This window comes from Phaeodactylibacter sp. (assembly GCF_040219495.1).
Lineage (GTDB): Bacteria > Bacteroidota > Bacteroidia > Chitinophagales > Saprospiraceae > Phaeodactylibacter.
Genome location: NZ_JAVJSK010000097.1, coordinates 1 through 20,496, shown reverse-complemented (window position 1 = coordinate 20,496; position 20,496 = coordinate 1). Strand labels below are relative to the sequence as shown.

The 20,496-nt window shown below is 53.4% G+C and carries 15 protein-coding genes and 1 pseudogene; 6 read left to right on the top strand and 10 right to left on the bottom strand.

Annotation, left to right across the window (positions count from 1 at the left end; translation table 11 throughout):
• The 3 genes from RIC19_RS14985 to RIC19_RS14975 form a co-directional block, all read left to right on the top strand.
• Positions 1–196: hypothetical protein (locus RIC19_RS14985; RefSeq protein ID WP_350179146.1), on the top strand; the 196-nt coding region annotated here is incomplete at its 5' end.
• A 266-nt stretch (positions 197–462) separates the two neighbouring features.
• Entirely contained in the window at positions 463–2,163 is a 1,701-nt protein-coding gene (locus RIC19_RS14980) for an FG-GAP-like repeat-containing protein (RefSeq protein WP_350179145.1), read from the top strand.
• A gap of 111 nt (positions 2,164–2,274) precedes the next feature.
• A complete protein-coding gene (locus RIC19_RS14975) occupies positions 2,275–3,357 on the top strand; it encodes a putative type IX sorting system protein PorV2 (RefSeq protein WP_350179144.1) in 1,083 nt (360 codons plus the stop codon).
• 413 nt (positions 3,358–3,770) lie between these two features.
• Here RIC19_RS14975 and RIC19_RS14970 read toward each other — a convergent pair whose 3' ends face one another.
• The 5 genes from RIC19_RS14970 to dusB form a co-directional block, all read right to left on the bottom strand.
• The gene (locus RIC19_RS14970; protein ID WP_350179143.1) at positions 3,771–5,378 is read right to left on the bottom strand and encodes a glycoside hydrolase family 32 protein; all 1,608 of its coding nucleotides are present in this window, start codon (positions 5,376–5,378) and stop codon (positions 3,771–3,773) included.
• A gap of 10 nt (positions 5,379–5,388) precedes the next feature.
• Positions 5,389–6,267, bottom strand: a complete 879-nt coding sequence (locus RIC19_RS14965) for a carbohydrate kinase family protein (RefSeq protein WP_350179142.1) — start codon at positions 6,265–6,267, stop codon at positions 5,389–5,391.
• Positions 6,268–6,278: 11 nt separating this feature from the next.
• Positions 6,279–7,598, bottom strand: coding sequence for a sugar porter family MFS transporter (locus RIC19_RS14960; RefSeq protein WP_350179141.1), 1,320 nt, complete (start codon positions 7,596–7,598; stop codon positions 6,279–6,281).
• Positions 7,599–7,682: 84 nt separating this feature from the next.
• Complete coding sequence (locus tag RIC19_RS14955) at positions 7,683–9,107, bottom strand: CCA tRNA nucleotidyltransferase (RefSeq protein WP_350179140.1); 1,425 nt, start codon at positions 9,105–9,107, stop codon at positions 7,683–7,685.
• Positions 9,108–9,124: 17 nt separating this feature from the next.
• A complete protein-coding gene (dusB, locus tag RIC19_RS14950) occupies positions 9,125–10,120 on the bottom strand; it encodes a tRNA dihydrouridine synthase DusB (protein ID WP_350179139.1) in 996 nt (331 codons plus the stop codon).
• Between the two features lie 152 nt (positions 10,121–10,272).
• Between dusB and nhaD the strand changes: the two genes are divergently transcribed.
• The gene (gene nhaD / locus RIC19_RS14945) at positions 10,273–11,679 is read left to right on the top strand and encodes a sodium:proton antiporter NhaD (protein WP_350179138.1); all 1,407 of its coding nucleotides are present in this window, start codon (positions 10,273–10,275) and stop codon (positions 11,677–11,679) included.
• A gap of 172 nt (positions 11,680–11,851) precedes the next feature.
• Positions 11,852–13,162: a DEAD/DEAH box helicase gene (locus tag RIC19_RS14940; protein ID WP_350179137.1), complete on the top strand. Its 1,311-nt coding sequence runs from the start codon at positions 11,852–11,854 to the stop codon at positions 13,160–13,162.
• Between the two features lie 46 nt (positions 13,163–13,208).
• On the opposite strand, the gene RIC19_RS14935 is transcribed toward RIC19_RS14940, so the two are convergent.
• The 5 genes from RIC19_RS14935 to RIC19_RS14915 all read right to left on the bottom strand — a co-directional run bounded on the left by RIC19_RS14935 (position 13,209) and on the right by RIC19_RS14915 (position 15,552).
• Positions 13,209–13,742, bottom strand: coding sequence for a DNA-3-methyladenine glycosylase I (locus tag RIC19_RS14935; RefSeq protein WP_350179136.1), 534 nt, complete (start codon positions 13,740–13,742; stop codon positions 13,209–13,211).
• Positions 13,743–13,747: 5 nt separating this feature from the next.
• Positions 13,748–14,269: a hypothetical protein gene (locus tag RIC19_RS14930; RefSeq protein ID WP_350179135.1), complete on the bottom strand. Its 522-nt coding sequence runs from the start codon at positions 14,267–14,269 to the stop codon at positions 13,748–13,750.
• A 10-nt stretch (positions 14,270–14,279) separates the two neighbouring features.
• Positions 14,280–14,663 carry a Rid family detoxifying hydrolase gene (locus RIC19_RS14925; RefSeq protein WP_350179134.1) on the bottom strand — a complete coding sequence of 128 codons (384 nt, stop codon included), beginning with the start codon at positions 14,661–14,663 and terminating at the stop codon, positions 14,280–14,282.
• 103 nt (positions 14,664–14,766) lie between these two features.
• Positions 14,767–14,961: a 50S ribosomal protein L32 gene (gene rpmF / locus RIC19_RS14920; RefSeq protein WP_350179133.1), complete on the bottom strand. Its 195-nt coding sequence runs from the start codon at positions 14,959–14,961 to the stop codon at positions 14,767–14,769.
• Between the two features lie 39 nt (positions 14,962–15,000).
• Positions 15,001–15,552, bottom strand: coding sequence for a YceD family protein (locus tag RIC19_RS14915; protein WP_350179132.1), 552 nt, complete (start codon positions 15,550–15,552; stop codon positions 15,001–15,003).
• A gap of 769 nt (positions 15,553–16,321) precedes the next feature.
• Here RIC19_RS14915 and RIC19_RS14910 point away from each other — a divergent pair.
• A pseudogene (locus RIC19_RS14910) lies at positions 16,322–20,496 on the top strand (SprB repeat-containing protein); the annotation flags it as partial.

The following is a 20,496-nucleotide window of genomic DNA, read 5'->3' as shown; positions in this document are numbered from 1 at the left end:
AGCGGTGCCGGTCGGAGTGGCAGCCTCGCCCGGCGCACTCCTTTCGCCGGGCGTGCTTGAGATAGAACGCCGGGGGAAAGGAGTGCCCCCGGCGTTGGGCGAGCGTTGCCGGTCGGAGTGGCTTTCTCGCCCGGCGCACTCCCTTCGCCGGGCGCGCTTTGATGTAAAATATAAACCGGGAGAATATAAAATGTAAAAGTGGCGAGCGTTGCCGGTCTTCATCCTGGCGAACATGGCTCGTGGGGCCTGGAGGCGACAGTAAGCTGTCGCTGCGTTGCGGGCGGCGCTTGGGCGCTCAACCTTAACCTTAGCCTCAGCCTTTCCCGGGCGATCCAAGACAAGGTTCCCCTAAAACGGTCAAAAATCGTATCTCACGAGTCAAAATGTATGGTTTTGAGCCGGATGGATATCCTTTCATTGACGAAGTTTTGCTACTTTTCAGAAAAGTGAAATGCAGGGCTTATGGTTCGATTGTGTTTTTTACTGCTTGTTGTAATGGTAAGGCTGCTGCCCGCACAGCCCCTTTTCTTTGATGGCTCCGCTTCGGCAGGCATTGACCATCCCGGCCGGAACTTTGGCGTTGCCTTTGGCGATTACGATGGGGATGGGGCAGATGATATTTACATCTCCCGCCACAATGCGCCCAACCTGCTTTACCAGGCGATCGGCAACGGGCAGTTCGCGGAAGTGGCCGCGCAGGCGGGTATTGCGCATGTCGGGACGACCAATGTGAGTGCCTGGGGCGATTTCGATAATGACGGGCACCTCGATCTTTACCTGGGCAACCGCGACGAGCCTAATATCTTATACCACAATAATGGCGATGGCACCTTCACTGATATCAGCGCAAGTGCAGGCGTCAACTCCGGGCACCGCACCCGGGCGGTCCTCTGGGGAGATGTGGACCGGGATGGCTACATCGATTTGTACGTAGCAAACCTTGCCGCGACCAATTACCTGTACCACAACAACGGCGATGGTACCTTCACCGATATCACAGCCGCCGCCAATGCTCAGGACTTTGGTATCGCTATGGGGTCCCTGTTTTTTGACTATGACAACGATGGTGACCTCGACCTTTACCTCACTCACGATGCCAATCAGTCCAATATCTTGTACCGTAATGATGGCACCGGGCACTTCGAGGACGTCTCAGTGGCTGCCGGGGCCAATATCGCTGCTCAGGGCATGGGCGTAGATTTTGCGGACATCAACCACGATGGCTTCTTCGACCTGTACATCACCAATCTGTATGAGAATGTCCTGCTGCTCAGCGATGGGGATGGCACCTTTTCAGAAATCGGTGGCCCGGCCGGGGTGGATGACCTGGGCATGGGCTGGGGCACAGTCTTCCTGGATTACGATAACGATGGCCACAGCGATATTTATGTATCCAACGACACCTACTTCGCCCCATTCGATAATCTGCTGTGCCGCAATCTGGGGAATACGACTTTTGAAGTCGTCAGTGAAGGGACCCCCCTGTCGAGCCCGATGGCTGGCTACGGCGTCGCTACGGGTGATGTCAACTCCGATGGGAAACCAGATTTGCTGCTCGTCAATGCCGGTTCTCAGGACGGCAATCAGCTTTTTCTGAACAGCACCGAAAACGGGCACCACTTCGTCAAAGTACGCCTGCGGGGTACGGAAAGCAATACTGCCGCTATCGGTGCGCGGGTTACGGTGGAAGCCAACGGGCAGGTGCAAATGGATGAAGTCTGCGCAGGCATGGGCTATGCCTCCCAAAACAGTTTTACCTTACACTTCGGGCTGGGGGACGCCACGCTTATCGACCGGTTGTCCATCCGCTGGCCGAATGGGGCAGTAGAAACTTATGAAGGGCTTGCGGTTGATCAGCATTATTACATTGCAGAAGGGGAGGGGCTGGTCACAAACGTTCTCTCAACTGCCATGGCTGTATCCGAATTGAAAATTTGGCCCAATCCCGCCAAAGAAAGGCTCTACGTTCAAGTCAATGGGCAGGATTCCGGAAAGGAAGGGCTCCTGCGTATTTTCAGCGACACGGGTACTGAAGTTTACCGGGCTCAGGTAGCCCCGGGCAGTGTGTATGAGCTTCCGTTGGGCAGTCTGCCAGCCGGAACATACTGGGTACACTGGGTAGGAGCGCATAGGCAGCATATTCGGCAGTTTGTAAAGCCGTAATGGAGTGTAATACGCTGGGCATTTCTGCAAAATAACCTTCATCTCCAGTCTTAACACCACACGCAAACCCGTATTATTGCGTTTCAAATGGCAGCAAACGCAAACTAGCTTATGTACAGAACGCTACTCTTCCTGACCACAGGGCTCCTTCTAGGCTTTTCAGGGCAGGCACAAAAATACAGCAACGAATTTCTCACCATCGGCGTGGGCGGACGGGCACATGGTATGGGCACCGCGGTGATAGCCAGTGTAGATGATGTGACCGCGGGCATGTGGAACCCTGCTGGCCTGGCTACCTTGCAACCCGACGATGGGCTGCAACTGAGTGCTATGCATGCCGAATGGTTTGCGGGGGTCTCCAACTTCGATTACCTGGGCTTCACCGCCCCGCTCGCCAATGGCAACCGCATTGGCCTGTCGCTGGTACGCTTCGGCATTGACGGCATCCCCAATACCCTATCTCTATACAACACCGATGGCACCATCAACTTCGACAACGTCACCGAGTTCTCGGCGGCAGATTATGCTTTTGTGATGAGCTACGCTAAGCCTTTTAAAGTCAAAAAAGGGCAATTGCTGGGCGGTGCCAATATCAAAGTCATCCACCGGCGCATCGGCCCCTTTGCCAATTCCTGGGGCTTTGGGCTGGATGCCGGGCTGCAGTACCGCATCAAAGACTGGAACTTCGGCCTGGTGGCCAAAGACGTGACCTCCACTTTCAACGCCTGGTCGTTCAGCTTCTCAGAGGATGAGCGGGAGGTGCTGGAGCTGACCAACAACGAAGTGCCCATCAACAGTGTGGAAGTTACCCGCCCGCAAATCTTGTTAGGCGCTGCCCGCCGATTCCAGTTTGGGAATGTGGGGCTGATGCCGGAGGCTAATTTCATCTTCACCACCGATGGCGCGCGAAACACCCTGCTCTCTGCTGATCCTATAAGCATGGACCTGGCCGGCGGAGTGGAAGCGGATTACAAAAACTTTGTTTTTCTAAGGGCGGGGGTCAGTCAGTTCCAGCAGATTACGGATTTTGATGGTGGGGAAAACCTGAAAGTCAGGCCTAGTTTGGGCGTGGGGTTCCGGGTTTCCGGACTGACCGTGGATTATGCCTATACTGACCTGGGCGCTGAAGAAAGCACCTACTCTCATGTGGTTTCCCTTCGGTTAAATATTAAGCCTAAAGCCGCCCGGAATTGATAGCGGATGGAGAGCCGCAGTTAGACAATGCGGGCCGCTTACGTATCACCGCAAAGTAATATTGTCTTGTTAAGGCCCACAGACCGCTTTTAGTGCATAGAATTAATCCTTATCTTTGGGTATCGGGTTGCCGAAAGGCTGCACCGCACCGCAGGTCTGGGGCACTGTAAATCATCCCCGCTCGGGCTGTGTATTTTCCTTAGGGAAACGACCCACCCAAACCGTACAGGCACCAAAAGTTTTGACTCTACATCTTAACCATATTAGGGTACGACTTGGTGTGACTAGGGCGGGCCTCAGTCCCGGTTTTACCGGGATTCGCTTCGGCGACAAGGGGATTACTGAACCACACCGGCGGCCTTATCCATGTCTCTTCGAGGGTCCAAAACCATCCCGGTGTTTGTGCGGTTTTTTTATAGCCAGACGGACTTCACCGTACTGATCTTCCCTTCCTTTATTTCCACTTCACCGTTTTCGACTTCCAGTGTAACTTGTGTAAAAGGGACATTAGGGAAGAAAATCTCTGTCAGGTTGGTTGCGCCCCCGTCAGCAAACAGCTCTACTGAGGCTACATCCAGCCATATCTCCAGCTCTAAAGTTTGATGGTCAGGCCAACGCGGGGCTTTGGCGGTACTGCCGAAGCCTTTCTCAAAAGCTGTTTCACCGGCGTTGCTGCGGTCGGCATAAAAAGTGTTGCCTTCCAGCCAGATCCGGTAAGCTTCCCCTTTGGTATTGGAAAGAGCTAAGGCAATGCGCTCCGGTTGTTCACCCGCCGCCCAGGACAACTGCAGACCAAGGTGCAGGGTAGGAGAGGGGGCTGAAAGCAGGCGACTGAGATCGAGCTGCCCGCTTACCTTTTGGGGGGGGATAGCTTTAGGCGACTGCACAATGCGCGTAGACTCCTGCACGGGTTGTGCACAGAGCAATTGGCCTGCTGAGGTATTCCGAAGGGTAAGCGTCCGGGGCAGGGTCATAGCGCTCCGCCACCGTTCGGTAGGCACCACATTAGCATAGTTCCAGTTGCTCATCCAGCCGATGAATATACGCCGCCCGTCTTCTGCGGGTATATCCGACCAGGTAACACCGGCGTAGTTATCCCGCCCGTAATCGATCCAGAATGGATTGCCGGAAGCGGTGTCAGCAGCTACCTTTTCGGCGAAAGCTGAATGCATATTAAATGCTTTGCCGTCGAAATTGCCCAGGAAGTACTGGGTGCCGGAACCGCCATTTGGTGCGCCGGGGTTGATGCTCAGCAACATGACCCAGGTGGTATCTCCATCTGCTTCAAGTGGGAACAGGTCCGGGCATTCCCAAACGCCGCCCTGCCCGCCAATACCCTGCCCGAACTCGCTTTGGTAAGCCCAGTCAATGAGGTTTGGCGAGTTATAGATCTTGATGTGGTCGCTCGCTGCAAAAATCATGACCCACTTTTCAGTTGGCCCGTGCCAGAATACCTTAGGGTCGCGGAAGTCCTTCATGCCAGGGTTGGGCAGTACCGGGTTGCCTTCGTATTTGGTCCAGGTGCGCCCTTTGTCCAGGCTATAGGCAATACTCTGGTACTGATAATCATTGGTGCCGGCAGCCTCGCCCACGGGATCGTGGTGCGTAAAAATGGCGATAAGTGGTGGCCGGCCGGGCTCACCCAGCCCACTCGTATTATTTTGGTCCACCACCGCACTGCCGGAGAAAATATAGCCCAGACTGTCCGGGTACAGGGCAACCGGCAGGTGCTCCCAGTGCATCAGGTCTTTACTAACCGCGTGGCCCCAGTGCATCGGGCCCCAAACGGTACTGTCCGGATAGTATTGGTAAAACAAGTGGTACTCGCCTGCGTAGTACACCATGCCGTTGGGGTCGTTCATCCACATGCTATCCGGCGAGAAGTGGAACTGCGGGCGGTGTGGTTCCTGATAAGTGCCGTTTTCCTGTGCCATATTATCTGTAGTTGTGGGCGTGTTGCAATGAGTGAGCGTGAGCAAAAGTAAGCCACCGAAAAGAAAAGCGGATCCAAAACGATGCATAATTGAAGCGTTAACGAGCTATGAATTGGAGAATGTCTCCGGAAGTCAGATTAGGGGTGCCGCCTTCGTGTGTGGCGACCAGCGCACCGGCTGCTGCCGCAAATTTCAGGCAGTCAGGCACGGCTTTTTTATGCAGGTATTGACTGAGAAAGCCAGCGAGGAAGGCATCGCCACTGCCTACTGTGTCGGCCACCTGCACCGGGAATACCGGTTGTTGGAGGTAAGTCCCACCCGGGCTCATCCAGGCAGCGCCCTCGCTACCCTTGGTGACCAGGAGCCCTTGCAGGCGGTGGGCAGCTAAAACAGCTCTCATCTGCTCTGCTTCCGAAGGGCTGTCCGTGTACCAGGTGGCGATGATGGCCAGCTCTTCTTCATTCATTTTGACCAGGTGCGCCCGGGCGAGCAGGTCTTGCAGCCGTTGGGTAGTGTAGTGAGGCGGGCGCAGGTTGACGTCAAAAACGGCCAGCTGTGCATGCTCCAGTAAATGCAGGAGGGTAGAACGAGTGCTTTCCTGACGGGCAGCGAGGCTGCCAAATACCAGAGCTTTGGCTCCTGCAACGGCCTGTTCTGCTGCTGCGGAGGCGGTGATGAAATCCCAGGCGACGGGCTGAACAATCTCGTAAGAAGCGTGCCCGTTTTCATCCAGTGTGACCTGTACCGTGCTCGTTGGGTGGCTGGGATCTTCCTGTACCAGGCGATGGTCAATCCCTTTCGTCTCCAGAAAAGAGCGCAGTTCCTGCCCGGGCGCATCCTGCCCGATCCGGCTGATGAGTTGGGTCTTGAACCCGAAGTTTCGCAGGTGGAAGGCTACGTTCATCGGTGCTCCACCGGCTTTTTTGCCGGCAGGCAGCATGTCCCAAAGTACTTCTCCAAAGCTGACCACACTCATAAAAGGTAAGATTATTTCTTCATCAAACGTTCTTGTAACTCTTCAAGAGATATCCCCTTGGTTTCGGGCATCATAAAGGCTACAAATAACAATTGCAGGACCATCAGCCCTGCAAAGAGGGCAAAAATAGCGAACTCTTCCATCACCCCGGTCAGATAAGGGAAAGTGCCGGCGATGAGGGCGGCAAAGACCCAATGTGTGCCGCTGCCCAGGGAGTTCCCAAAGCTGCGGACCTCATTAGGGAAAATTTCAGAAATGAAGACCCAAATCACCGCCCCCTGCCCGATAGCGTGGGAGGCAATGAAGACGAACAGCCAGATGGGCACCGTATAGCCACCGGAAACCTCCCCGTAAAAAGCATAGGCTACTGCTGAGAGCGAAATGATATACCCGATTGAGCCGATGTACATCAGCTTGCGCCGCCCAAAGCTATCGATCAGCGACATGCCGATGAGGGTGAAAACCAAGTTGACGGTACCAATCCCGGTGCTCGCCAGGAGAGCGGCACTTTCCTCCAGCCCCGCCAGCTTGAAAATGCGGGGGGCGTAGTAAATCACAGCATTGATGCCAGAGACTTGATTGAAGAACGCAAATAAGAAGGCGAGCAGAATAGGTCGGTTGTAAATGCCCGACAGGAAGGCCCGGAGGCCACCCGCGCGCGCCGTTTTGTGCGCATGTTCGATAGCTTGCAATTCCCGGGTGGCGGTTTCCGGATTGATCCGTTGTAAAACACCCAGCGCTTCGTCGTGTGCTTCCCGTTTGACGACCAGCCAGCGCGGGCTGCGCGGGACTTTTAGGATCATGAGGACGAAGGCAATAGCCGGGAGCGTTTCTACGCCAAGCATAACCCGCCAGGACCCGCTGCCAATCAGCCAGTTGGAAATATAAGCCACCATGATGCCCAGTACAATATTAAATTGAAAAAAGGCGACTAATCGTCCCCGCTGCTCTTTGGGGGCTATTTCTGTGATGTACATAGGTGCGACTACAGAGGAAGCACCCACACCCAATCCTCCCACAAAACGGAAGGCCATCAGGCTGTATACATCTGGTGCAAGGGCGGATCCGGCTGCGGAGGCCAGGTACAGCACTCCAATCCAGAACAAACTGATCTTGCGGCCAAAGCGCTCTGCGGGCCAACCGCCGAGCAGTGCACCGATCACTGTGCCGTAGAGTGCCATAGCTACCATTTGACCGACCATGGTATTGCTTAATCCCCACTCTTTTTGAATAGCCCCCTCTGCGCCCGAGACCACAGCGGTATCGAATCCAAATAGGAAGCCTCCAAGGGCCACGGTGAATGACCAGAAAATAACATTTTGGTTTTTCATATCCTGCTTTGATTAAGGACCCGGATTATTTTGGGGATGCAGTATAAGGAAATTTAATCGGGGTTAGATTAGGGTTGCACCAATTTATTGTTGGTTGGAAACGGTAAGGCCCAGTTCTGTCCCTTTTTTGAGCATGAATTGATAGGCATCGTCATAGCTGTTGCCCACATCTCCATCCAAAATTGCCTCCCGGATCGCATTCTTGATAATACCGACTTCCCGGGAAGGCGAAATACCGAAAGTTTCCATGATCGTCTCGCCGGATATTGGCGGTTGCCAGTTGCGGAGGTGGTCTTGTGCTTCCACTTCCTGCAGGCGTTCCCGTACCATTTCGTAGTTTTCGAGGTACCGCTTTACCTTTTTCGGATTTTTGGAAGTGATATCTGCCTCGCAGAGCAGCATTAGGTCATCAATATCATCACCGGCCTCATAGAGCAGGCGGCGAATAGCCGAGTCGGTAATATTCTCTTTGGTCAGGCTTATGGGGCGCAGGTGCAGACGGACGAGCTGCTGCACGTATTTCATTTTATGGTCGAGGGGGAGGCGTAGCTTTTTGAAAATGCGGGGCACCATGCTCGCACCCAGGGCTTCGTGCCCGTGAAAGGTCCAACCGTGTTGCGGATGAAAACGCTTGGTGGGAGGTTTGGCGATATCGTGCAGGATAGCCGCCCACCGCAACCAAAGCTTGTCGGTTTTGGCGCAAAGGTTGTCCAGCACTTCGAGCGTATGGTAGAAGTTGTCTTTATGGGCTTTGCCGTTGCGGACTTCCACGCCCTGCAGCGCTGCCATTTCGGGGAAGAACTTTTGGAGCAGGCCGGTATCGAAGAGGTGGCTGAACCCAATAGAAGGCTGTGGCGCCAGAATGATTTTGTTGAGCTCGGTCGTAATCCGCTCTTTGGAAACGATGTTGATGCGGTTGTGGTATTGCCGTACAGCGTCGAAGGTTTCCGGGTCAATGGCAAAACCAAGCTGCGTGGAAAAGCGGATGGCGCGCATCATGCGCAGCGGGTCGTCGGAGAAGGTCTTACCAGGCTCCAGAGGTGTTTTGATGAGCTTTGCTTCGAGGTCTTCCAGCCCGTTGAAGGGGTCAATGATCGCCCCGTAGTCGCGTTCGTTCAGGCTGACGGCGAGCGCGTTGATGGTGAAGTCACGCCGGTTTTGGTCTTCTTCCAGGGTGCCTTCTTCCACCGTTGGTTTCCGGGAATCTGATCGGTAGGATTCCTTCCGGGCCCCGACAAACTCGATTTCCATGTCCCGGTGCTTAAGCATAGCCGTGCCAAACCGCTTAAAAACAGTTACGCGTGGCGTAGGGCGGAGCCGGCCGGCCACAGCCTGAGCCAGCTGAATACCACTGCCTACGCAAACGATGTCCATATCTTTGGAAGGACGGGCCAGGAGCCGGTCTCTGACATACCCCCCCACTACGTAGGCAGGGAAGTCCAGCGCTGTCGCCGCTTTGCTGATCAGCTCGAATATTTTCCGCTCGTGGGGCTCAATATTAAAAACCAATGGATTGCGTTTTGGAGTTAGACCAGTGCTTCTTCGTTGCGGTATACCGCCTCGATCTCATCGAGTATGGCATACAAGCCTGCCGGGTTTTCTTCAGTGACCAGCCGTTTGCGGTATTCTTTGATGTTGCGGAAGCCACGGAAATAATTGGTGTAATGCCGGCGCATTTCCAGTACGCCGAGCTTTGCGCCCTTCCATTCTACGGAGTGGGAGAGGTGGGTTCTGGCGGCAGCTACGCGCTCTTCTACTGTTGGTGGTGGGAGCAGTTCTCCGGTAGCAAAGTAATGTTTGATTTCCCGGAAGATCCAGGGGTAACCAATTGCCGCCCGTCCGATCATAATGCCATCCACGCCGTAGCGTTCCCGGTATTCCTTCGCTTTCTGCGGGCTGTCGATATCACCGTTGCCAAATATGGGGATTTTGACGCGCGGGTTTTCTTTGATTTTGCCCATCAAAGTCCAGTCAGCTTCGCCTTTGTACATCTGCTTGCGGGTACGCCCGTGTATGGAGAGTGCCTTGATACCTACATCCTGCAGGCGCTCAGCGACTTCTTCAATATATTTGGTGTTGTCATCCCAGCCCAGGCGGGTCTTCACCGTTACGGGCAGCTTGGTCGACCGGACAACGGCATCCGTCAATTCGACCATGCGGTCGATATCTTGCAGAATACCAGCCCCTGCCATTTTGCAGACTACCTTTTTTACCGGGCAGCCATAGTTGATATCAAGCACCTCAGGCTTTGCTTCCTCTACAATTTCGGCTGCCCGCATCATAGAGTCGTGCTCTGCGCCAAAGATTTGGATGCCGATCGGCCGCTCGTAATCATAGATGTCGAGCTTCTGCACGCTTTTGTCGGCGTCCCGGATCAGCCCTTCCACAGAGATGAACTCGGTGTACATCATATCGCAGCCCTGTGCTTTGCAAAGGGCCCGGAAGGGGGGATCGCTGACGTCCTCCATCGGGGCGAGCAGTAAGGGGAATTCACCAATATTTACATCTCCAATCTTTACCATCACTATACCTTTAGTGCTACAGCCTGCAAAAATACATAATTCTTGTCCGTTTGGACAAACTATACCAGCTAATAATAAGTTCAGGTTTATGGCCGGGGGCTCAAAAGAAAATCATAAATTTACGCGCAACATAAGAACCAACTAACCTTTACATGGATTCGGCAATTATCCTGGTATTCTTTCTTGGCTATCTGGCCATCGTATTCGAGCATCCACTTCGGCTTGATAAAACCGTGCCTGCACTCATTATGGCAGCTGTGGCCTGGGCACTTCTGGCCCTGGGCTTTCATTACGGCTTGTTATCTGTTGTGGACACGCATGAACACATTTACAGCCTGGTGGGCGCGCATGACGCTCAGGGCGAAGGGCATCACCTCGCTGAAGAAGGCTTCAACAACACTTTGCTCCACCACTTAGGCAAGACGGCAGAAATCCTCATCTTCCTGATCGGTGCGATGACGATTGTGGAAATCATCGACTTGCACCGGGGCTTTGAGGTGCTCAAAAGCTACGTCAGAACGAAGAGTAAACGTAAACTGCTCTGGATTGTAGGCGTCCTGGGCTTCATCCTTTCGGCTATCATCGATAACCTTACGGCCACGATCGTACTGGTGACGCTTCTGCGTAAAATCGTGCCGGATAAGAAAGAACGCCTCTGGTTTGTCGCGCTGATTGTGATCGCGGCCAACGCCGGAGGTGCCTGGTCGCCTATTGGAGATGTGACCACCACGATGCTCTGGATTGGCAACAAGGTTTCCGCAGGTGGCCTGATCGAACACCTGGTCATTCCGTCTATTGCCTGTTTTGTCGTGCCTTTTACAATTGCAGCTTATTTCATGAAGCCGTTCCGTGGGGATATCACCCTCGACGTTAACGAGAATATTCAGGCGGGCAAGCTACTGAGCAGCCGTACCATGCTGTTTCTGGGGCTTGGGGCTATCGTTTTTGTGCCAGCCTTCAAGACCATTACGCACCTGCCGCCTTATTTGGGCATGATGCTTTCGCTTGGGGTCGTATGGCTGGTTTCTGAATACATCCACCCGGAGGAAGATTTTTCCCACTCCCGGCGCGAAATGTACTCTGCCCACAAAGCCCTTTCGCGTATTGAGATGTCGAGTATCCTGTTTTTCCTCGGCATTCTGATGGCCGTAGCAGCACTGGAAAGCCTGGTTTATGCTACCGTTATGCGGGAAGGCGAGGCCATTCAGGTCGGTACGTTGCGCTATGTGGCGGAGGTGCTGGACAGGGTCATTCCCAATCAGGATGTTGTCGTGATCTTGCTGGGCTTTGCTTCGGCGATTATTGATAACGTGCCGCTGGTTGCGGCTTCTATGGGGATGTACGAAATGCCTATGGACTCCAAGCTGTGGCACTTCATCGCTTACTCTGCCGGTACCGGTGGCAGTATGCTGATCATCGGCTCGGCAGCCGGCGTAGCCGCTATGGGCATGGAGCGCATCGACTTTATCTGGTACTTGCGCAAAGTTGGCTGGCTGGCATTGGTTGGCTTTTTGGCAGGGGCCGTTGTATTCCTGCTGCTGACGCCGTTGTTGCCTTAGCGCCTGTTCCGCATATGTGATTTGATCCTCCGATCTTACAGTCCGCCAAGTCAGAAATCACAAATTCTGCATTGGCGGACTGTAAGCATGAAACAAGTGACACCTGCTGCTTCCTGCCTTTTCGGCAGACTGCGCTGTGAGGGCTAATGGTTTTTAACTTACCTTCGCACTCATGTCTACTCATAAAGATCAACAAGCTATTCTGCAAAAGCTCGGCATTAAGCAGCTTAACCGAATGCAGTTAGAAGCGCATAAAGCCATTTCCGAAAAGGACGAGCTGGTCCTGATTTCCCCGACCGGCACGGGCAAAACGTTAGCCTTCCTATTGCCACTAATCGATCTGCTTGACCCCTCCCTGGAACAGGTACAGGCGCTTATCCTGGTGCCCTCACGCGAATTGGCTACACAGATTGAGCAAGTGGCCCGCGATATGGGGAGTGGTTATAAGATCAATGCTATTTACGGGGGGCGCGCAGGATACAAAGACAAAAATGACCTCCGGCATCCCCCCGCCATTCTTGTGGGCACACCGGGCAGGGTGGCAGATCATATGGAGCGGGAAAACATTTCCACCGAATATATCGAAGTACTGATATTGGATGAGTTTGATAAGTCACTCGAAACAGGCTTTGAAACGGAAATGCGGGCGATAATTGAAAATATTGATAGGCCCAGGAAAAAAATCCTGACTTCCGCGACCCAAAACGTCACGATCCCGGACTTTGTTGGCCTCACTGACCCTGTGCACCTGCAATTTGCTGCTGAACAAGCGTCTCAACTCGAACTCAGGGCTGTGGTAGCCGATGAAGTGGATAAGTATGGCGCATTAGCCTTGCTGCTGGGTGAATTGGGTGGAGGCAGAGGTATCGTGTTTTGCAGCCTGAAGGATACGTTGCAGGAAGTAAGTGTCTTTCTCCACCGAAAAAAAATAGCACACGCTTGCTTTTACGGAGGTATGGATCAACTGGACCGCGAACATGCATTGGTTCAGTTTCGAAATGGGACCCACCGTATTCTGCTGGCTTCTGATTTGGCCGCACGGGGTATTGATGTGCCGGAGCTGGATTACATTATTCATTTTGAGTTCCCCTTCGAAGAAGCTTTGTTTACCCATCGAAATGGCCGTACTGCCCGTATGAATAGTAACGGAGCGGCGTACCTGATCAAGCCTTCAAACCGCGACCTGCCCCATTATGCCCGGGAGGCTACCATCATTTCCCTGTCTGATACCGGAGCACCGGTGCCCGGCGAATGGGCCACCATCTATATGCTGGGTGGCAGAAGAGATAAAATTTCGAAAGGGGATATTGCCGGCCTCTTTTTCAAGCAGGGCGGATTAGAAAAGCAAGAGTTGGGCATTATAGAGCTAAAACAAAACTACGCTTATGTTGCTGTGCCTAAGCATAAAGCCAGTCAGGTGATCAAAGCACTGGATAATCAGAAGATCAAAAAGAGAAAAATCAGAGTGAGCTTGCTGGAGTAGGGCTGGCAGACCGATTGCTAAAGTCCCAACACGCTCTTAATCAGCGCTATTGATGCCGTATGGACTTCAATTCTTGCCCCACCGGGCAGTCGCCATCGTGCGCACCGGGCAGGTAACCCGTGCTCATGAGAAACTCGCCGGTAATTTCTCCTCCGGTAAATTTGAAGGTCTTCTTGAATAGCTTCACCCAGTCGGTCTTGGGCATAGGATGGTGGTGGTCGAGCCAGGCTTTAAAGCTACCGTATTCGGATTGTAACTGTTGAATTTGTTGGGCATTGTGAATAGCTGCATTTACCTTGAGCTTGTTGCGGATGATGCCCACGTCCTGAAGAAGCCTCGCCCGGTCTGCTTCGGTAAACTGAGCGACCTTTTCGATATCAAAGTGGGCATACGCCTGCCTGAAATTGGCGGCTTTTTTGAGAATGAGCTCCCAGGATAGCCCCGCCTGATTGATTTCCAGGATCAGCCGGCCGAACAGCTCGTTATCATCTGTCAGCGGGAAACCATATTGGGTGTCATGGTATTGGCGGTGGACATTGTCCGGCGGCAGTTCCCGCACAAATTCGCAGTAAGAAGGCATAAGAGCTAATTTCCGAAAAACCAGCTTAAATATTTATTGGCTTCTTCGTAAAGATAGCCTTCACGGGCATCAAGAATATCCCTGCTTACAGGATTGACCTGCCAGGTTTCGTCTGCCCAGTACTGTAGCTTGCCGCCAATAAAAATGAAATGGGCGAAGGGCTGAGAAGCATAGAATAAATCCGACCCTGCAAAGTAGAAGGTAGACAGTCCGCTCATTTCGCCCTGATCGTCCGGCTCGGTTACCGTAAGCTTGACCGCTTGCTCCTGTTCCATCCATAATTTGAGGATACGTCCGGAGGACATCCCCTGCTCCGCCGGAAGGGTATCGGTGATAGGTACGGCGGTTGCCAGGCGTTCATCCGTAGCATCAACGATGCGCTTCACCTTGGTGATCATACGGTCGGCCAGCTCTTCTTCGGTCTTTGGTGCGGAGTCCTCAGGCGGTGCGGCAGAAGTAGTGCCGGACTTGGGGTTGCAGCCTGCAACCAAAAGAGCGAGGGCCAGTACGGGAAGTGCTGTTTTCATAGCTTTTGTTTTAGTCAAACGCAGCGATAGCTGAGATTTCGATATTGACAAATTTAGGGAGGTTGGCGACTTCAACGAGTTCGCGGGCGGGCGCCGTTGCGTCATCAAAGTAAGCGGCGTAGACTTCGTTGATACGGCTGTAGTTGTTCATATCAGAAACGAAGATGCTGCACTTGATGACGTCTTCGAAGGTCAGGTCCGCTTCTGCGAGAATGGCACGCAGGTTTTGCATCACCCGGTGGGTTTCGGCTTCGATATCGCTGATGATCAATTCGCCGGTGGCAGGGTCAATGGCGATCTGCCCGGAAATATAAAGGGTGCCGTTGTGGATAATGGCCTGATTATAAGGGCCCACCGGTGCGGGGGCTTTGTCAGTTTGGATGATTTTTTTCATAGCAGGTAACCAGGTGAAACCAATAAAGCTCCTCATCACGCGTTTCGGATGGGAGCTCTATGGTATAGCATTGAAATAGCCAGGGCGAATAGCCCAAAGCCTTTTACTCTTCGACATCTGCTTTAATGAGCAGCTTGCCACGGTAGTACATGTTGCCGTCGAGGTCCGTGTACGAGCGGTGCAACTGATGCTTCTCACCAGTGGTAGCGCAAGTGGCGATATTAGGCATCGTCGCTTTCTTGTGCGTTCTGCGCTTGTGTTTACGCTGCTTCGAGATTCTACTCTTAGGATGTGCCATCGTTATAACGTTTTAAAGGGCTATGCAGCCCTGCATTTATTAATTGTTGTTACCCAGTTTCTTCAATTCGTCCCAGACCGGGTTGGTAGCAGGCTCCTCTTCGTCCAGGTCCTCCGCAGCGCCGAGGCGGTCTAGCATCTCGTCATTGCAGGGGCGTGGCGTATCGGCCTCGCAATCGTAAGTCTTAATCATCGGGAGTGCCAGGCAAATATACTCGTATACCAAAGGTGCGAGATTCAGCTTGGGCAATTCCGGGTGGATGAAGATTACGTCCGGATCCTCCTCGTCTTGCTCGACTTCGCCTTCGATGGTTTCGCTGACTTTGACCACCAATTGTTGTTTGCCTTCAACAGGCAGTTGGATTGGGGCCAGGCAGCGGTCGCACTCAGTATTTACCGTCCCTTCAAAGTCGAAGAGGAAAGTCATCAGCCCGGGGTATTTCGCGAATTCCAGCTTCAGCTGAATATCGCTCTCACCTATAGGGGCATTTTCGAATGCGTCGAAGAACGCGCGATCAATCTGGAAGTCAAATTGATGGATACCTTCGTGCAATCCACGTAAGGGGATTGAAAAATTGATTAGCGGATCCATGTCAGTTGGCTTTTTAACAGTACCAGCTCTTTTGCCTGGCCCTGCGTCATTCAGTAAAAAGCGGATGCAAAGGTAAGTTTTTCCCTTGAAAAACAAAAAAATATCTACTGAAATGCACCAGTGTGATTCGTTTTTAAGATAAGGAAAACCCCGGACAATCAAAAGGGGCAGCAGGTTGTTTATCCCGAATTTCGTTAATTAATTTGTAGTTAACACCGCCTGCGCTGTGGCGCTTGCGATTAATGCCTATTTTTGTAATGCCCATTTGGAAGCAACGACACCCCAAACTAATACTGCATACATTGACCTCCTTCCTCTGTGCGAAGGGCTAATCTTGATTATGGAAAGCATGACTTTTAGTGTTCGGCGCCTATACCTATTATCGATGTTTAGTTTCCTATTTGGTCTGACACCTTTAAATATCTTATCAGGACAAATAACTGTTTTGTTATCCGATCCGGGGACCACTTATAATAATACGGATGGAATGACTACAGATACTTATGGAGCTGTTCCTTTTACAGGCTGTGGAACCGTTCGCTTTAGTGTTGATTATAATATTCCAACAGGCTGGGAGGGGTCAGGAAATATGGAAACCAGCGATGAATGTGCAACCTGTAATGGTGATCCCACAAACCAAAGTCCAGACTGCGTTACAACCGGTGCCTTCATTAATGGGTGCTGGGATTTTCTCTGGGTTAGGTTTTTTATTGATGGAGTAGAGGTGGGCGGAGATCTAATCGGCGATGCTGGAACCACAAACGCTGAGATGTCAGGATCGATCTCTTTTGATTATTGCGCAAGTGGGATTCCAGGGAATGCGTCTATCACAGTAAACACTCAAACCTGGGCGAGTAATGAAACGGTCACCTTCTCCAACGTTACCATAGAATGCGTGGACAACCCCGCACCGATACCTGGTTTCCCCAATAGGTGTGAACTGGCAAATTTACTGGCCCTGCCTACAAATATTGTGGGCATTATGGGCAACTGGTCCGGATCAGGGGTGTCTGGTAATATCTTTGATCCATCTATCGGGCCTGGGACTTACCCGCTTACTTTTACCCCACTGGCAGGCAACTGTGTTTCTCCGGCAACAACAACCATTACTGTAATTCCTGCCGAAACGCCCAACCTGCCTATACCCCCTCCTTTTTGCGAAACACAAGCAGACATTCCCCTCAATACTACTGTACCTCCCGGTGGCATCACCGGCACCTGGTCCGGCCCCGGTGTCACCGGCACTACCTTCGACCCCGATGCTCCAGCCACTGGCCCCGGGACCTGGACGCTAACCTTCACGCCTGATCCCGGCGAATGCGCCACTATCGCCACCGTAGATGTGACGGTTGACCCCGCTCAGGACATTACCCTGAGCAGCCCTGCCGGGCCTTTCTGCGATACGGACGCGGCGGTACCATTGGGCATCAGCCCTGGCGTGCCGGGCAACTGGTCAGGACCGGGCGTGAGTGGCAGTAGTTTCAATCCTGCTGCCGCCAATATCGGAACCAATACCATCACCTTTACCCCCTCGGGTGGCGGTTGCCTTACAGCGGCCAGCTATACCTTCGATCTGGAAGTGCAGTCGGGCATAGCCGTCTCGCTTGACCCCATTGGGCCAGTTTGCGCACTGGGCGGTACGGTTGACTTGCCGCCCACCCAGAGCGGCATTAGCGGCACCTGGTCGGGCAACGGTGTGAGTGGCAGCATTTTTAATCCGCTGGTGGCTGGCGCAGGTAGCACTACGCTTACTTTTACGCCCTCCGGTGGAGGCAGCTGTACGGCACCGGCTACGACTACGGTGCAGGTACAGGCCGAACAAACCTACACGCCTTTACCGCCGCCCGGCAGCCCTTTCTGCGAAAGCAGTGTCACGCCTGTACTCCTCAATACGACGTTTAACGGGGTCTCTGGTTCCTGGTCCGGCTCTGGCGTTTCGGGTGGCAATACCTTTATTCCCGCTAATGCAGGTACGGGCTCCTGGACCCTGGCCTTCGATCCTGCCCCGGGCGCTTGTGCCAACTCTAATACCGTGACCGTACAGGTGGAAGCCGAGCAAGTCCCGGCCCTGGACAACTTTGGTGGCCCCTACTGCTCCGGTGGCGGGCTGATCCCTTTGCCTGGCAACCAGGATGGGGTGGCCGGCACCTGGTCTGGTACTGGCGTATCCGGCGGTAATTTTGATCCGGGCCAGGCTAACCCTGGTTCCAATACCCTGACCTTTACGCCAACCCCGGGGGCCTGCGCCGCTGCAGTAACTACCACAATATCCGTCAACGCCGGACCTATGGCCAACCCCCCGACCGATGATTTACGGGTTTGTATCGAAAATATCTTTCCGCCTCAGTGGACCGATAACCTCAGCGCAATCATTAATGAGATCAATGGGGGGAGTGGGCAAACGGTTACCTGGTACCTCGACGCAGCCGGCACCAATGAAATTGACCTCGCCACTTACATTCCTACTGTGATTGCCTCGGGCACCAATCAAACCATCTACGCTACGGTAACGGATGCGAATGGCTGTGAATCCGCTACGGTACTTGTGAATTTGGTTTTTGCCTTTACGCCAGACGCTAACAGTATCAGCATTTCTGAGTGCAGTGGGCCTGGTGGAATCATAGACCTTACGGCCTACAATAGTCAGATCAGCGCCGGAAATACGGTTACCTGGTATCAGGATGCCGGCGGAAATACGCCGGTGGCAAACCCCTCTGCTTACCCTGCAGTGGCCGGCACGAATGTTTGGGTGACTGCTACCAATGGTAGTGGGTGCGAAAGCGAGCCCGTGCAAGTTCCAATCAATTTGACGGCTCAACCAGACATCAGCCCTATCAGCCCCGTCGTGGTTTGCAATAGCTACATACTGCCGGCGGTCCCGGGCAGTAACCTGACTTTTAACGCAGCCTACTTCAGCGGACCTAACGGTACGGGCACCCAGTATAGCCCCGGTCAGGCCATCACTACCTCCGGCACCTACTACGCCTACGATAGTGCCGCTCCCGGCTGTAGCGACGAAGTGTCTTTTCAGGTCACCATTACGCCTGCTCCGGACATCTTCCCGCCCGCTGCACCGGTAAGCAGCTGCGGGCCCTACACCCTGCCCCCAATCAATGGTACCGGACTCTCCGGCAACCAGGCTTATTACACCGGGTTGAACGGCACCGGACAGGAATTTGGGCCGGGCGCATTGATCACCACCTCCGGGATTTTGTTCCTTTACGATGGTACGCCCGGTTGTGACGACCAGGAAACGCTGGAAATAACGATTGAGCAACCACCGGTCGTCTTCCCGGTTTCCGATGTGCTGACTTGTGACAGCTACACCCTTCCGCCCATTCAAGGTACAGGAGTAGGGTCTAATGCCTTCTACTACACCGGTCCGAATGCAACGGGCAACATCTTACCGCCGGGCGAGGTCATAACCAGTAGTCAGTTGCTCTACGCTTATGCAGGCACCCCCGGTTGTTTTGATGAGACGTCCTTTTTCGTCACTATCGTAGATGGTGTTGAAATTACACCGCTACCTGATCAATCTGGCTGTACTTCCTTTACTTTTCCACCTATTGATGGGAATAACCTGACTTCGTCTGCGGCTTACTATACCGGGGCAAACGGCACGGGGGCCAGCTATGCACCGGGCGATATGGTGACAGCCGGTGGCACCTATTACATTTATGATGATAATACGGTTTGTAGCGATGAAACAGCATTTGAGGTCACCATTTCCGGTGCGCCCATGCTCAGTTGTACGGAGGCAGCCCCGGCGTCTGGTTTAGGCAATGCTGACGGAGAAGGGGGCGTTATGGTAACCGGTGGAACACCTCCGTTCCAGGTGGAATGGTCGGGGAGCGTGAGTGGGGACCTGAGTACAAGCAATACTGATATCGTTATCAATAACCTGCCACAGGGCACCTACAGCGTGACGGTTACCGATGATAACGGCTGCTCGGCCACCTGCTCTTTTACCATAACTGCGCCGGATTGTGCGCTCAATTTTGATTTTGACGTACAGGGGGCTTCCTGTCCCAATACCGCAGATGGCACTGCTGCCCTTACCGTAACCGGGGGAGACGGCAACTACACCTACAACTGGAGCAACGCTACTATGAGCAGCTCAATTGTCGGCGTCTTGCCCGGTCTTTACAGCGTGACCGTTACGGATGGAACGGGCTGTCAGGCAGAAGGGGCAGTAGTGGTTGATACCCTGAACCCAGCTCCTGGCCTAACCATTACTCCGGCTGCTGATACCATTTGCGAATCGGGCTGTACGGAATGGGCACTGAGCTTTTCCGGCACCCCTCCGTTCAACTTGTCCTACGCGGTTGTTTCCGGCATGGATACCCTGGCTTTTGACATCTTCAGTACCAGCGTTGATACGACAATCGCTTTTTGCCCGGCCGACTCCTTGCAAAATATCCAGGACCTATTCTGGCAGTTTGGTACGCTCGCAGATGCCAACTGCTTGGATACGCTGGACTTACTCGATACGACAGCGGTACGGCCCACCGTTCGGGACACGATTACCGAAACCCTCTGCCCCAATGCCAGCCTGACCGTTAATGGTACCTTGTATGATATGGATAACCCAATGGGCGCAGATACGCTTGCGGGCGCTGCGGCAAACGGCTGCGACTCCATCATTATGGTGGAGGTGTCCTTTTTCCCGGCGGATACGAATTTCATCGTACAGACCCTATGCACCGGCAGCAGCCTTACGGTGAACGGCACGGTCTACGACGCAGGCAACCCCAGCGGTTTTGAGGTGCTCCCGAACGCTACGGAGAACGGCTGCGACAGCCTGATCAGCATCGCCCTGACATTTGAGGGAGCGGTGGTGAATAATATTGCGGAAACGCTATGCCCTGGCGAGTCGATTATGGTAAACGGTACGCTTTACGATGCGGGCAACCTGAGTGGATCTGATACGCTGATGAACGGCTC

What these genes read in the sequence shown, in the direction of transcription:
- RIC19_RS14980 (WP_350179145.1), top strand. Translation starts at nt 463, where the DNA reads ATGGTTCGATTGTGTTTTTTACTGCTTGTTGTAATGGTAAGGCTGCTG.
- RIC19_RS14975 (WP_350179144.1), top strand. Translation starts at nt 2,275, where the DNA reads ATGTACAGAACGCTACTCTTCCTGACCACAGGGCTCCTTCTAGGCTTT.
- RIC19_RS14970 (WP_350179143.1), bottom strand. Translation starts at nt 5,378, where the DNA reads ATGCATCGTTTTGGATCCGCTTTTCTTTTCGGTGGCTTACTTTTGCTC.
- RIC19_RS14965 (WP_350179142.1), bottom strand. Translation starts at nt 6,267, where the DNA reads ATGAGTGTGGTCAGCTTTGGAGAAGTACTTTGGGACATGCTGCCTGCC.
- RIC19_RS14960 (WP_350179141.1), bottom strand. Translation starts at nt 7,598, where the DNA reads ATGAAAAACCAAAATGTTATTTTCTGGTCATTCACCGTGGCCCTTGGA.
- dusB (WP_350179139.1), bottom strand. Translation starts at nt 10,120, where the DNA reads ATGGTAAAGATTGGAGATGTAAATATTGGTGAATTCCCCTTACTGCTC.
- nhaD (WP_350179138.1), top strand. Translation starts at nt 10,273, where the DNA reads ATGGATTCGGCAATTATCCTGGTATTCTTTCTTGGCTATCTGGCCATC.
- RIC19_RS14940 (WP_350179137.1), top strand. Translation starts at nt 11,852, where the DNA reads ATGTCTACTCATAAAGATCAACAAGCTATTCTGCAAAAGCTCGGCATT.
- RIC19_RS14935 (WP_350179136.1), bottom strand. Translation starts at nt 13,742, where the DNA reads ATGCCTTCTTACTGCGAATTTGTGCGGGAACTGCCGCCGGACAATGTC.
- RIC19_RS14930 (WP_350179135.1), bottom strand. Translation starts at nt 14,269, where the DNA reads ATGAAAACAGCACTTCCCGTACTGGCCCTCGCTCTTTTGGTTGCAGGC.
- RIC19_RS14925 (WP_350179134.1), bottom strand. Translation starts at nt 14,663, where the DNA reads ATGAAAAAAATCATCCAAACTGACAAAGCCCCCGCACCGGTGGGCCCT.
- rpmF (WP_350179133.1), bottom strand. Translation starts at nt 14,961, where the DNA reads ATGGCACATCCTAAGAGTAGAATCTCGAAGCAGCGTAAACACAAGCGC.
- RIC19_RS14915 (WP_350179132.1), bottom strand. Translation starts at nt 15,552, where the DNA reads ATGGATCCGCTAATCAATTTTTCAATCCCCTTACGTGGATTGCACGAA.